The organism is Actinomadura sp. NPDC000929 (assembly GCF_040492065.1).
Taxonomy (GTDB): domain Bacteria; phylum Actinomycetota; class Actinomycetes; order Streptosporangiales; family Streptosporangiaceae; genus Spirillospora; species Spirillospora verrucosospora.
This window is the reverse complement of sequence record NZ_JBEUPA010000005.1, coordinates 17,671-29,290: the sequence shown is the minus strand read 5'-3', so window position 1 is coordinate 29,290 and position 11,620 is coordinate 17,671. Positions and strand designations below refer to the sequence as shown.

Below are 11,620 nucleotides of genomic sequence, written 5' to 3'. Positions count from 1 at the left end.
GATCACTCTATGTAGTCGGATGTTGCAGAATCGGGGAGACATGTCGATCAGGCATCTCGTGGGCGGCGCCATCGCGCTGGGCGCGGTCGCGGCCGGGACCTTCGCAGGTACGGGGACGGCGTCGGCCGCGGCGCCGGCCGCCGCCATCACCGTCTACGGCGGGCACGGCGGGCACGGCGGGCATGGCGGACACGACGGGCACGGCAAGGCCACGGCACCGGAACGGGTCCTGTCCGACAGCGCGCTCGTCCGGGCGTCCAGGGCCCTGGTGCACTCGGCGCGGCGGCACGGGAACCAGCACGTGACGATGGTCATCATGGAACGGGCCGGCACCATCCGGCTCGTAATCCGCACCCGCAAGGCGGGCCCGCAGACGTACGAGTCCGCCAAGCGCAAGGCCTACACCGCCGTGGCGTTCGGCCAGCCCACGAGCGCCCTGACCGGAAACGAAACGATCAAGCAGATCCCCGGCACCCTGGTGCTGCCCGGCGGCGTCCCCGTCAAGTACCGGGGCTTCCCCATCGCCGGCATCGGCGTCGGTGGCGCACCCGACGGCAGGATCGACGAGGCCATCGCCAACGACGTCCTCGCGGCCATCGGCCGCTGACCGAAAAGCCTGGGAAAGCAGAAAACGGCCCCGAGGGGGCCGTTTTTCAATCGGACCAGGACTCGGCGGGAGCCCCGGTGGGGTTTCACTTCGAGCCGTCGGCCCAGAAGTGCTTGAAGAGCAGGAACATCAGCAGCATGAAGCCGGTGCCGCCGATGCCGGTGATGATGTTGCCCACGGCGTCGACACTGAGGTCGCTGTTGATGGCGGTCGTGATGACCGCCGTGAGGGCGACCGAGCCGGCCACCAGGTACTTCTTTCCCTCGGCGGGGTTCTTCGCCAGCCGAACGACGATCCTGTAGCCGCCGAGGACCAGGCCGGCCCCCAGAGCGGTGAAGATGAAGTGGGCCCTGTCGCCGGAGACGAAGACGACGAGGGTGACGAAGGCCGCGACGGCGATGACGACGCGGTTGCGCTTGAGCATGGCGGTGATGTTGTCCATGATCGGGTTTCCTTTGCGTGAAGGGCCGCGCTGAGCACGGCTGTGATAATTGGGTTTGTCGGAATACGTTCGCGCTGAGCACGCCTGCGGTACTGACCGTCCCGAGGAGCGCCCACTGCGCAAGCGTCCGGTGGGGACCGATCTGTAGCCGCTGGTCGCGGAGGCGGGGGCCCGGAGCGGGGCATGGCGTGAAACAAGCCGGCTCCCCGCGCACAGCGCGGGGAGCCGGTGGTTCAGTTAGAAAGGCGGGTCAGCTCTTCGCATCGTCCCTCGCCTTCTCGGCCTCTTCCTTGGTGTCGTAAGGCCCTGAGATCTCCCTGTCGGTGCCGACTTCCAGCACCCACCACTTCTTCAGCCTGCGTTTGCGCACATGCGTGTCCACATCGTCCTCCTTGCTTTGCGTCGCCGCCCGCGCCTAGTGCGGACGGTCGGTTCCTTACCGTGTTGGTCTTGTGGCAGTGCGCAAGGGAAGTGGATCGGAGGAGCCCGGCCTCTGGGGCGTCAGGCCCAGTCGACCAGGTCCACGGTGTCGTTGTCGGACGGCGGCTCCTCCAGGGGCTGGCCGGGGTACAGCGGACGGACCTTGCCGTTGTCCGCGTCGATCAGTACGGCGAGGCCGTGGGTGTTGTTGACCCACGAGGAGACGTTGTTGGCGGCGGTGTCGTCGCCCATGGGCAGGTCCTTGAGGTCGACCTTGTAGCCGGCGCCGATGCCGTAGGCCGGGCCTCGCCGGTTGTAGTCCCGGTAGAGGCAGAGGGTGACCGGGGGGCAGCCTTCTGCGTCGCCGAGCTTGACGACGCCGGGGGGAAGGTCCGCCTCGGCGGTGCGCGTCCTGACCGTGGCGGCCTGGGCCGCGGTCGAGACCGCGGGGCCGGTCACGATGGCGCAGGCGGCCAGGGCGGTCGTGGTCACCAGGAGGCGCGCTTTCCAATTGGCCATCGGGGGGCTCTCCGTTCGTCTGGTGTGGTTGGCGGCTTGAGTGACGCCGCGCGACCACGGTTGCACGGAGAGTGACAGTGCGTCAGCTTGCAGTGATGGCCTTATGTGGTCAATCGACTACCAATAGTGAGATAGAGCGGAGGGTTGTCGGGGGTTGGGACGGTTCCTACGGTTGAGGCATGGACGGACGGGGTGCGCAGGGGCCGGGGGCGGTCGAGGCTGTTCGGTGGTGGGGCCGGATGGCCCGGAACCCGCTCGACACCTACGGGGCCTTGGCCAGACGCTACGGAGACACCGTGCGGGTGCCGTTCGGACGGAACCGGGCGTTCTTCCTTCTGTCGCGTCCCGAGCATGCCGAACGGGTCCTCGTCGCCAACCAGGATAACTACGTCAAGGCATTCACGTATCGGCCGCTCCGGGCCGTTCTCGGGGACGGTCTCCTGACCAGCGAAGGCGGGACGTGGCGGCGGCATCGGCGGGTGGTGCAGCCGGTGTTCGCGCAGCGTCATGTCGTCGGGTTCGCACCGCAGATGGTCGATACGGCCGCGAAAGCCGTCGAACGGTGGCCGGACGGGGTCGCGCTGGACGCGGCGAGGGAACTGCGACGCCTCACGTTGGGCATCGTGGGACGGGCGTTGTTCGGCAGCGAGCTCGAAGGGGAAGCCGAGAAGACGGGGCGGGCGCTTGAGGCGCTCCAAAGAGCGGCCGTCGTCGGCACCTTCCTGCCCGGGGCGGCCGCAAAGCGCGGCGTGTATCAGCGGGTGCCGGGGCTTGGGGGTGCGCTGGAACACCTCGACGGCATGGTCCAGCGGGTCGTGCGGGGCTCGTCCGGCGGCGAACTGTTGAATCTGCTCAAGGAGAGCGGTCAGTTCAGCGAGGCGGAGCTGCGCGACGAGGTTCTCACCCTGTTGTTGGCCGGTCACGAGACCACGGCGGCTTCGCTTGCCTGGACGTTCATGCTCCTGTCGAAGTACCCGGCGGCCAGGGACCGCCTAGAGGACGAAGTGGACGAGGTTCTGGGCGGCAGAGAACCGACGGCTGAGGACGTCGACCGGATGCCCTGGACGAAGGCCGTCCTGTCCGAGGTGATGCGGCTCTGTCCACCTGCCTGGACGATCGAGCGTGACGCCCTCGAAGACGACGACGTCGCCGGAGTGCAGGTGCCGGCAGGCTCGACGATCGCCGTGCCGCCTTACCTGATTCATCGGAACGCCGAGGTCTGGCCGAATCCGGAGGGCTTCCAGCCGGAGCGGTTCATGGGGGAGCAGACACATCCCCGGTACGCGTATCTGCCGTTCGGCGGAGGGCGCCGCATCTGCGTGGGCGCCGGTTTCGCGATGCTGGAGGCGACCCTGGTGCTCGCCACCATCGCCCGGACGCACCGGCTTGACCTGGTACCCGGTGTGACCGTGCCCGTCCGGGCGGAGATCACGTTCCGTCCCGCGGGGGCCCTTCCGATGCGGGTCGTGCGGAGGTAGCCGCTCAGGCGGGCCGGATGTTGTGGTTGCGGTGGAACACGTTCTGCGGGTCGTAGGCGCGCTTGACCTCGCGCAGCCGCCGGAAGTCCTCCGGGGTGTAGGCGGTGGCCGTCCTGGACGTGTCGTGCAGGAAGTTCAGGAACGAGCCTCCGGTCGCGAAGGCGGCGAGCGGAGCGGCGTCCGCGGCGGAGCCCTCGATCGTGAGGGAGAACGGGACGTCCCGGTGCCCGACGGGGCCGGTGCCTGGGGCGGGGCACGCCATGGCGCCGCCCCAGTGCCGCACCTCGATCCCCGAGGCGTCGCTGCGGGCGATCGCAGAGATGAGTGCGTCGGGTAGGTCGGCGTACAGGTGGAAGTGCAGGGGCGGAGTGCCTCCCAGCGACTCGGTCTCGGCGTAGGGCATCGTCCGGAAGCTGTCATGCAGTGGCGGGCCCGCGACCTTCAGGAGGGAACGCAACGCGCGCGCGCCGTCTTCAGCGGTTCCCGCATAGACGGCGCGGAGGACGACGACCCGGCCGTGGTCAGCGTGGTCGGCCAGCGCCACTGAGACGGAGAGCGCGTCGGGGCGCGTGGCGGCGTCGTCCCGGAACTGGGTGAGGATCTCGGCGGCCCGTTCGGCCGGGAACAGCGCGACTCCCGCGTAGACGGTCGAGACGGGGTGGAGCCGGAACTCCAGGGAAGTCACGACGCCGAAGTTGCCGCTGCCGCCGCGCAGTGCCCAGAAGAGGTCGGGGTGGTGGTCGGCGTCGGCGGTGAGGTGCCGGCCGTCGGCGGTGACGAGCTCGGCGCGCAGCAGGTGGTCGGCGGCGAAGCCGAAACGGCGGGACAGCCACCCGACGCCGCCGCCGAGGGTGTAGCCGGTGACGCCGACGGAGGCGTGCGAGCCCGACAGCGGCGCCAGGCCGAGGGGCGCGGCGGCGGCGATCACGTGGCTCCAGCGAGCCCCGGCCTCGGCGCGGGCGACGCGGCGGGACGGGTCGACCAGGACGCGGGACATGCGGGCTGTCCTCAGCAGCAGCCCCTCGTCCGGCGGGACGACGGTGCCGTGCCCGGTGGCCTGGACGGTCAGGGGCAGCCCGCGCTCACGGGACGCGAGGACCGCGGCGGGGACGTCCGCGGGGCCGGTGGCGTCGACGGTCAGCGGCTCGGCGGGGCGAGTCCGGGCGGGGGTCCGGGTGGCGGCATTCATGATCTCTTCCTTCCGGAGGTTCCTTCTCCACTTATTCGCACCGTAGCACTAGCCGGAGGTTATGTCTCCGGTTAGTGCCGTTTCTCGGCTCCTCCGCTCGGGGACGCTATAGTCATAGATCTTGATAGTCACTAACTGTGACTAGAGGAGATTCGGAGGGCGAGCCTCCACTACGCTGGGTTCATGGGTGCGAAGCAACGGCCGCTGCGGGCCGACGCGCGGGACAACCGCGACCGGATCCTCGCCGCCGCCCGTGAGGTGTTCGTCGAGCAGGGACCGGGCGCTCCGCTGGAGGAGATCTCGCGGCGCGCGGGCACCGGCATCGCCACCCTCTACCGGCGCTTCCCGGACCGGCGGACGCTGACGAGGGCCGTCGCCCTGGACGCCCTGGAGCGCACCAGGGACGAGGTCAGGCGCGCGCGGGACGAGGAGGGGACCGCCTTCGACGCCCTCGTCCGCTACATGCACCGCGTGCTGGACATCCGCATCGGCGCCGTCTTCCCCGTCCTGCTGGACCAGATCCCGTTCGACGACGCGGAGATCGCCGCCACCCGCGAGGAGGGCGTCGCCGTCATGAAGGAACTCGTCGCCGCCGCCCAGGAGGACGGCGACCTGCGTCCGGACGTCACCCACGGCGATGTCGGCATGCTGCTCGTGCGGTTGTCGCGCCCGCTGCCCGGCCCGCTGCCGCGGGAGACGGGCGAGGAGCTGGCGCACCGGCACCTCGACCTGCTCGTCGACGGCCTGCGCGCCGGACGCCCCGGGGAGCTCGGCGGCCCGGCGCTGACCTTCGACGACCTGCGGTCCATGGGAGACGGCCCGAAAAGGTGACGTTCGGGCCTGAACGGGCACAGGCGAGGACATGAACATCACAGGCATCATCAGCGCGATCGTGATCGGCGCGATCATCGGGGCGCTCGGCCGGCTGCTGCTGCCCGGCCGCCAGCCCATCGGCGTCCTCCTGACCGTGCTCGTCGGCATCGTCGCCGCGATCATCGGCACCGCGATCGCGCAGTCGGTCGGCGTCGCCACGACCAAGGGGATCGACTGGATCGAACTGGTCTTCCAGATCGGCCTGGCGGTGGTCGGCGTCGCGATCGTCGCCGGCCTCCGGGCCAGACGCGGCCATCGCCGCTACGAACGCTGACCGCCGTTCCCCTCCTCACCTGCACGGTCGCGGCCGCCGCTCCAGCACGGCGGTCGTTTGGCCGTCTCCGGCCGCCGTCATGCGGATCTCGTCAAACGGCGCTTGCGGTCGGCGAATCTTTGCTCTCATAGGGCGACCGAAAGGACGCGGAGAGTAACGAAGGGGCAGGGGGAGACCGATGGCGGGGGGACTTGCGCCAGTTGCGGGATATGAGAGGTTCCTGCTGTTGCGGCGGCGGTTCCGGCGGGCGGCGGCCGTGGTCGCGGCCGGGTTCCTCGGGTGGTATCTCGTGTTCGTCGGGCTGGCCGCGTTCGCGCGCGGGTTCATGGCGCGGACGGTCGCCGGGAACGTCAACGTCGCGCTGCTGCTGGGGCTGCTGCAGTTCGTCTCGACGTTCGCGCTGACCTGGGGCTACCTGGCGTACGCGCGCAGGCGGCTGGACCCGCTGGCCGGGGAGCTCCGGTGACGGGGCGCGCGCTGACGTTCGGGCTGTTCCTGGCGTTCGTCCTGATCACGCTGGCCATCACGGTGCGGGCGCGGGCGACCACGCGCGGCGCCGACGACTTCTACGCGGGCGGGCGGACGTTCACCGGCCCGCAGAACGGGATCGCGCTCGCCGGCGACTACATGTCGGCGGCCTCGTTCCTCGGCATCGCCGGGATCATCGCGCTGAACGGGTACGACGGCTTCCTGTACTCGATCGGGTTCCTCGTGGCGTGGCTGCTCGCGCTGCTGCTGGTCGAGCTGGTCCGCAACGCGGGCCGGTTCACGATGGGGGACGTGCTGGTGCGCCGGGTGCGGCGCCAGGCGCCGGTGCGGCGGGCCGCCGCCGTGTCCACCGTGACCGTCTCGGTGTTCTACCTGCTCGCGCAGATGGTCGGGGCCGGGGCGCTGGTGTCGCTGCTGCTCGGCATCCACCGCGGCGAGCGGTTCCTCGGGATGGGCGCGGGCACCGCGAAGACCGTCACGATCGTGGCGGTGGGCGCGCTGATGATCCTCTACGTGGCGTTCGGCGGCATGAAGGCCACGACCTGGGTGCAGATCATCAAGACCGGGCTGCTGATGGCCGGGGCGGTGGTGCTGACGGCGCTGGTGCTCGGCAGGTTCGGGTTCGACGCCGGCGCGATGCTCGGGTCGGCCGCCGACGCGAGCGGGAAGGGCGAGGCGTTCCTGCGCCCCGGGCTCCAGTACGGGCGGGACGTCCCGGGCGACGCCTACCGGACCGTGGTCAACAAGCTCGACTTCATCAGCCTCGCGCTCGCCCTCGTGCTCGGCACGGCGGGCCTGCCGCACGTCGTCTCGCGGTTCTTCGCGGTCCCCGACGGGCGGGCCGCGCGCACGTCGGTGTCCTGGGCGATCGGCCTCGTCGGCGTCTTCTACCTGATGACGCTCGCGCTCGGCTTCGGCGCCGCGGCCCTGGTGGGCCGGTCCGCGATCGTGGCGCAGGACCCGTCCGGCAACACCGCGGTGCCGCAGCTCGCGCAGGCCGTCGGGCAGCACGTCGGCGGGCGGGCCGGCGGGGACGTCCTGCTGGCGTTCATCGGGGCGGTGGCGTTCGCGACGATCCTCGCGGTCGTGTCCGGGCTGGTGCTGGCGTCGTCGGCGTCGCTGGCCCACGACTACTTCGGCCAGGTGCTGATGCTCGGCCGCCCGCGCGAGTCGCAGGAGGTCGCGGTCGCGCGGTTCGCCTCGTTCCTCGTCGGCTCGCTGGCGATCGTCCTGGCGGTGGTCGCCCGCGACCTGAACGTGGCGTTCCTGGTGGCGCTGGCGTTCGCGATGGCCGCCTCGGCGAACGTCCCGGCGATCGTGCTGTCGCTGTTCTGGCGCCGGTTCAACTCCGCCGGGGTCGTCGCGGGCATCTACGGCGGCCTGATCGGGTCGCTGGTGCTGGTCCTCTTCTCTCCCGTCGTCTCCGGCAAGGTCGATCCGGTGACGGGGGAGAGCCTGTCGCTGTTCCCCGCGGGCGTCGACTTCCACCTGTTCCCGCTGGAGAACCCGGGGCTCGTGTCGATCCCGATCGGGTTCGCGTGCGCGGTCGCCGGCACCTTCGCCGGACGGGAGAAGGCCGACCGGGAGCGTTACGACGACCTGTCGGTCAGGGCTCTGACGGGTGCGGGATCACAGTGACCCGGACGGCGCGCACGGGTTAGCATGCCGTGCCCGGTTTGATTACCCGCGAGTACGGAAGGCTGGTCCGGGAAGATCCGCGCTGTCCGGGCCCGTGCCCTAATGTGCCGAGTGCCCGGGCCAGGGGCGGTTCGCGTGGCAGAATGTCACCCGCCGTGGAGCGCGGCGGTCAGCCAGAGGGAGGGGCGGCGTGTCCGAAGCCGGTCGGCGCCGTCCGGCGCACCCCCGGCCGGCCGTGCCGTTGCTCCGGCTCGGCGCCCGGACGACCGCGACCCTCACCGCGCTCACGCTCGGCGCCGCCGTGGCCGTGCCCGCGGCGATCGTCTCCGACTCCCCCGCGAAGGACCGGACCGTGCGCGGCGCGTCGGCCGGCGCCGTGGCGGGGCCGCTGCTGAACGCGCCGACCGACCAGATCCGCTCCCGCGAATGGCACCTCGACGTCCTGCGCGCCCAGAAGGCGTGGCGGTACTCCAGAGGGCGCGGCGTCACGGTCGCCGTCCTCGACACCGGCGTCGACCGGCGCCACCCCGACCTCACCGGGCGCGTCGTCACCGGCCCCGACCTGACCGGCGGCGTACGCCGTCCGGGCAGCCGCTACTGGGGCCTGCACGGGACGTCCATGGCCAGCATCATCGCGGGTCACGGCCACGGTCCCGAGCTGTCGCAGGGCATGATGGGCGTCGCGCCGCTCAGCAACGTCCTGTCCGTCCGCGTGACGCTGGAGAACGACGACCCGCTGCGCCGCGACAACGGGCAGCAGCCGGGCGCCGGCGGCGACCGCGACGCGGTGGCCCAGGGCATCCGGTACGCCGTCGACCACGGCGCCGGGATCATCAACATGTCGCTCGGCGGCGGCCGCCAGTCCTACAACGGCACGCCCTCGCAGGAGAAGGCGATCCGGTACGCGCTCTCCAAGGGCGTCGTGCTCATCGCCTCCGCCGGCAACGACGGCTCCGGAGCGAACCGCAAGAACTTCCCCGCCGCCTACCCGGGCGTGATCGCCGTCGGCGCGCTCGACCGCCGCCTGCGCCTCTGGAAGGACAGCAACCGGCGCTCGGGCGCCGCGGTCTGCGCGCCCGGCGTCGAGATCGTCAGCGCGGACGCCAGCAACGGCTACGTCGTCGGGACGGGGACCAGCGCCTCGTCCGCGATCGTCGCGGGGGTCGCCGCGCTCGTCCGCTCCCGCTACCCGCGGCTGAGCCCCGAGGAGGTCCGGCGGGCGCTCATCCAGGGCTCGCCGGCCCGCGCCGCCCACCCCACCGGGTCGCCCGAATGCCGCGGGACGGTCGACGCCGTCCGCACCCTCGTCGCCGCCAACCAGATCAACAAGACCTCCAGCGGCCCGGTGGAGACGCCGCCGCCCGCGGCCGCGACGCCGCGGCCGGCCGCGCAGCGGGACGACCGCGACTCCGGCGTGCTGTTCCCGCTCGTCCTCGGCGGCGGGGGGCTGCTGGTCGTCCTCGGGCTCGTGCTGGGGTGGCGGCAGCGGCGGCGCCCCGAGGAGGACGGCGGCGACACCGATGCCGTCGCCGACTACGGCCTGCCCTCGGCCCCGGCCGCGCCGCGCGAGCCCGCGGCCGCCGTGCCCCCGGCCCCCGCCGAGATGTACGCGGCGCCCGTGGTCGCACCGGTCAACGCGCCGCTCTTCCAGAACAACGAGGTCTACCCGGCCCCCGCCTTCGAGGAGCCTCCGCCGCCGGCCTCCGCGCCGCGGGACGCCCCGCTCTGGGAGGCCCCGCGGCCCGAGCCGGGCCCCGCCGCGTTCCCGCCGCCGGACCCCGCTCTCCCCGAGCCCCCGCCGCCGTCCGGCTGGGACGGGCGGCCGACGCCTCCCATCGAGCCGAAGCAGCCGCCGGTCATGCCGGGCGAGCTGCGCCCGTTCGATCCCGGTGAGTTCACCACGGGCGGGCACGGGACGCACCAGAGGCATGACCCGCTCAACGGCCACGACCCCCTCAATGGGCACGATCCGCTCAACGGCCACGGCCCGCTCAACGGGCATGAGCCCCTCAACGGGCACGACCCCCTGAACGGGCACGACCCGCTGAACGGGCACGACCCCCTCAGCGGACACGATCCGCTCAACGGGATGGGGCGCAACGGCGCCGGGCTGAACGGGGCGGCGCGGGACGAGCCGTCCGTCCTCGATGACGACGACTGGGACGCCTTCCGCCGGGGCGCCCTGGAGGCGCCGGACGTCCCCGGGCCCGCGACGGATCCGCTCGCCGCGGTACCGCCGGAACCGCCCGGCGAGCCGCCGCTTCCGCCCGTACCTCACGCGGACGAGGCGCCGGCCGAGGCGTTCCCCGACGTCCCGCCGCCCGGCCTGGGCGGCGCCGAACCGCCGGAAGGGCCCGTCCCGCCGCCCGACCCCGCCGACGGCGAGCCGCGCGGACGGCACTCGCGGCCGCCACGGCCCGGCGAGGACGAGGAGTACCGGCCGCCCTGGTGGTGAGCGCGGTACTCCGGCGGGCGTAGCGCGAGTGCCTCCGGCCGGACGATGCGGCCCCCCGGACCTCTCGCCGAGCATCGACTCATCCGACACAGGAAGGTCGATGAACCATGGTGACGATGTTGGCGACGCAGGCGGCCGCGATGCACCCGGGCGGCTGGCACGACGGGGACGCCCCCGCGTTCTGGCCGGTCTTCCCCATCACGTTCGGCCTGTTCTGGCTGGCCGTGCTCGGCACCGCCTTCTACCTCATCCGGCGCCGCATGCACGACGGCGCCGCGGCGGCCAGGGCGGCGGCCGACCCGATGACCAAGGCGCGCTCGGTGCTCGCCGAGCGGTTCGCCCGGGGCGAGATCGACGAGGACGAGTACCACGTCCGCATGTCCGCCCTGCGCAACGGTGCCTAGTCGGCGGCCGCCTCCTCGAAGATGCGGTCGATGCCGTCCGGGTACATCGGTGCCCGGACGGCGGCGTCGGCGAAGCGGGTGAGCAGCCGCGCGAACTCGGTGCGCTCCCGCTCCGACCAGTCGGCCATCAGGTCGTCGAGGTAGGCGCGGCGGAACCGGTCGGAGACCTGCTTGACGCGCCGCCCGGACTCGGTCAGGCCGAGGTTGGCGCGGCGCGCGTCGACGGGGGAGGGGCGCCGGGACACCAGGCCGGCGTCGATGGCGTGCCCGACGAGGCGGCTGGCCGTGGACGGGTCGATCTCCAGCCGTTCCGCGACCGCGCCGACCGTGACCTCGCAGGAGGGCTCGTCCGGGCGCGCGCAGTCGGTGAGGGCGGCGACCGCGTTGACCACCATCAGGTTCGACAGCTGCAGCGGGCGCCCGTCCCCGGCGGTGGAGGTCTGGGCGCGGACGCGCTTGACGAGGTCGGGCTTGGCCCACACGCGGCGCAGATGGAACAGCGCGGTCGCGATCTCGGTGAGGGAGCCGTCGGCGGGGGGTTCGGGAGGGCTCCCGTCCCGAGGCGCGGCCCGCTCGGCGGTCCGTCCCGTGGCGGAGGTCTCCGTCGCCATGCAAGGTCTCCGTTCCGAACGCCGGACGCTGCGGATCACCTACTCTAACGTATGCAGCGTACATATGTTTCACCGTGACGTGAACGCCGTTGCCGGTGAGACACACGGAGCGAAAGAGCCCCAGGTGAAGGGGGATGTGATGCACTGAACCACCGGCGTCCGTTCACCGGGATCCGCCGGAACTTGTCCGCGCGGACGCGTAGCATGGCTCCCGCCCGAAC

The 11,620-nt window shown here is 72.1% G+C and carries 13 protein-coding genes; 8 read left to right on the top strand and 5 right to left on the bottom strand.

Going from position 1 to position 11,620, the window contains the following annotated elements; translation table 11 throughout:
- Positions 1–40: 40 nt before the first annotated feature.
- A complete protein-coding gene (locus tag ABWI04_RS03110) occupies positions 41–607 on the top strand; it encodes a GlcG/HbpS family heme-binding protein (protein ID WP_353831331.1) in 567 nt (188 codons plus the stop codon).
- A gap of 85 nt (positions 608–692) precedes the next feature.
- On the opposite strand, the gene ABWI04_RS03105 is transcribed toward ABWI04_RS03110, so the two are convergent.
- The 3 genes from ABWI04_RS03105 to ABWI04_RS03095 all read right to left on the bottom strand — a co-directional run bounded on the left by ABWI04_RS03105 (position 693) and on the right by ABWI04_RS03095 (position 1,988).
- Positions 693–1,049: a hypothetical protein gene (locus ABWI04_RS03105; RefSeq protein WP_353831330.1), complete on the bottom strand. Its 357-nt coding sequence runs from the start codon at positions 1,047–1,049 to the stop codon at positions 693–695.
- A gap of 250 nt (positions 1,050–1,299) precedes the next feature.
- Complete coding sequence (locus ABWI04_RS03100; RefSeq protein ID WP_345173076.1) at positions 1,300–1,431, bottom strand: hypothetical protein; 132 nt, start codon at positions 1,429–1,431, stop codon at positions 1,300–1,302.
- A 119-nt stretch (positions 1,432–1,550) separates the two neighbouring features.
- Positions 1,551–1,988 (bottom strand): peptidase inhibitor family I36 protein, encoded by a 438-nt coding sequence (locus ABWI04_RS03095; RefSeq protein WP_353831329.1) that lies wholly within the window; start codon positions 1,986–1,988, stop codon positions 1,551–1,553.
- A 179-nt stretch (positions 1,989–2,167) separates the two neighbouring features.
- Here ABWI04_RS03095 and ABWI04_RS03090 point away from each other — a divergent pair, with 179 nt between their 5' ends.
- Positions 2,168–3,466, top strand: a complete 1,299-nt coding sequence (locus tag ABWI04_RS03090) for a cytochrome P450 (RefSeq protein WP_345173079.1) — start codon at positions 2,168–2,170, stop codon at positions 3,464–3,466.
- A gap of 4 nt (positions 3,467–3,470) precedes the next feature.
- Here ABWI04_RS03090 and ABWI04_RS03085 read toward each other — a convergent pair whose 3' ends face one another.
- On the bottom strand, positions 3,471–4,655 hold the full coding sequence (locus ABWI04_RS03085; protein ID WP_353831328.1) for an FAD-binding oxidoreductase: 1,185 nt from the start codon (positions 4,653–4,655) through the stop codon (positions 3,471–3,473).
- A gap of 183 nt (positions 4,656–4,838) precedes the next feature.
- On the opposite strand from ABWI04_RS03085, the gene ABWI04_RS03080 reads away from it, so the two are divergent.
- From ABWI04_RS03080 to ABWI04_RS03055, 6 genes are all read left to right on the top strand, one after another.
- Positions 4,839–5,486: a TetR/AcrR family transcriptional regulator gene (locus tag ABWI04_RS03080; protein WP_345173082.1), complete on the top strand. Its 648-nt coding sequence runs from the start codon at positions 4,839–4,841 to the stop codon at positions 5,484–5,486.
- A gap of 31 nt (positions 5,487–5,517) precedes the next feature.
- Positions 5,518–5,802, top strand: a complete 285-nt coding sequence (locus tag ABWI04_RS03075; protein WP_345173084.1) for a GlsB/YeaQ/YmgE family stress response membrane protein — start codon at positions 5,518–5,520, stop codon at positions 5,800–5,802.
- Between the two features lie 178 nt (positions 5,803–5,980).
- Entirely contained in the window at positions 5,981–6,268 is a 288-nt protein-coding gene (locus tag ABWI04_RS03070) for a DUF485 domain-containing protein (protein ID WP_353831327.1), read from the top strand.
- Positions 6,265–7,929 (top strand): monocarboxylic acid transporter, encoded by a 1,665-nt coding sequence (locus ABWI04_RS03065; protein WP_353831326.1) that lies wholly within the window; start codon positions 6,265–6,267, stop codon positions 7,927–7,929. Before ABWI04_RS03070 ends, ABWI04_RS03065 begins: the two co-directional genes overlap by 4 nt.
- Positions 7,930–8,119: 190 nt before the next feature.
- Positions 8,120–10,384, top strand: coding sequence for a S8 family peptidase (locus ABWI04_RS03060; protein ID WP_353831325.1), 2,265 nt, complete (start codon positions 8,120–8,122; stop codon positions 10,382–10,384).
- A gap of 107 nt (positions 10,385–10,491) precedes the next feature.
- Positions 10,492–10,788: an SHOCT domain-containing protein gene (locus tag ABWI04_RS03055; RefSeq protein ID WP_353831324.1), complete on the top strand. Its 297-nt coding sequence runs from the start codon at positions 10,492–10,494 to the stop codon at positions 10,786–10,788.
- On the opposite strand, the gene ABWI04_RS03050 is transcribed toward ABWI04_RS03055, so the two are convergent.
- Entirely contained in the window at positions 10,785–11,399 is a 615-nt protein-coding gene (locus tag ABWI04_RS03050) for a MarR family winged helix-turn-helix transcriptional regulator (protein ID WP_353831323.1), read from the bottom strand. The genes ABWI04_RS03055 and ABWI04_RS03050 overlap by 4 nt on opposite strands.
- Positions 11,400–11,620 lie beyond the last annotated feature (221 nt).

Bases quoted from the DNA above. Each gene is read 5' to 3' on its own strand.
- ABWI04_RS03080 (WP_345173082.1), top strand. From the start codon at position 4,839: ATGGGTGCGAAGCAACGGCCGCTGCGGGCCGACGCGCGGGACAACCGC.
- ABWI04_RS03050 (WP_353831323.1), bottom strand. From the start codon at position 11,399: ATGGCGACGGAGACCTCCGCCACGGGACGGACCGCCGAGCGGGCCGCG.
- ABWI04_RS03055 (WP_353831324.1), top strand. From the start codon at position 10,492: ATGGTGACGATGTTGGCGACGCAGGCGGCCGCGATGCACCCGGGCGGC.
- ABWI04_RS03075 (WP_345173084.1), top strand. From the start codon at position 5,518: ATGAACATCACAGGCATCATCAGCGCGATCGTGATCGGCGCGATCATC.
- ABWI04_RS03105 (WP_353831330.1), bottom strand. From the start codon at position 1,049: ATGGACAACATCACCGCCATGCTCAAGCGCAACCGCGTCGTCATCGCC.
- ABWI04_RS03090 (WP_345173079.1), top strand. From the start codon at position 2,168: ATGGACGGACGGGGTGCGCAGGGGCCGGGGGCGGTCGAGGCTGTTCGG.
- ABWI04_RS03070 (WP_353831327.1), top strand. From the start codon at position 5,981: ATGGCGGGGGGACTTGCGCCAGTTGCGGGATATGAGAGGTTCCTGCTG.
- ABWI04_RS03095 (WP_353831329.1), bottom strand. From the start codon at position 1,988: ATGGCCAATTGGAAAGCGCGCCTCCTGGTGACCACGACCGCCCTGGCC.
- ABWI04_RS03110 (WP_353831331.1), top strand. From the start codon at position 41: ATGTCGATCAGGCATCTCGTGGGCGGCGCCATCGCGCTGGGCGCGGTC.
- ABWI04_RS03085 (WP_353831328.1), bottom strand. From the start codon at position 4,655: ATGAATGCCGCCACCCGGACCCCCGCCCGGACTCGCCCCGCCGAGCCG.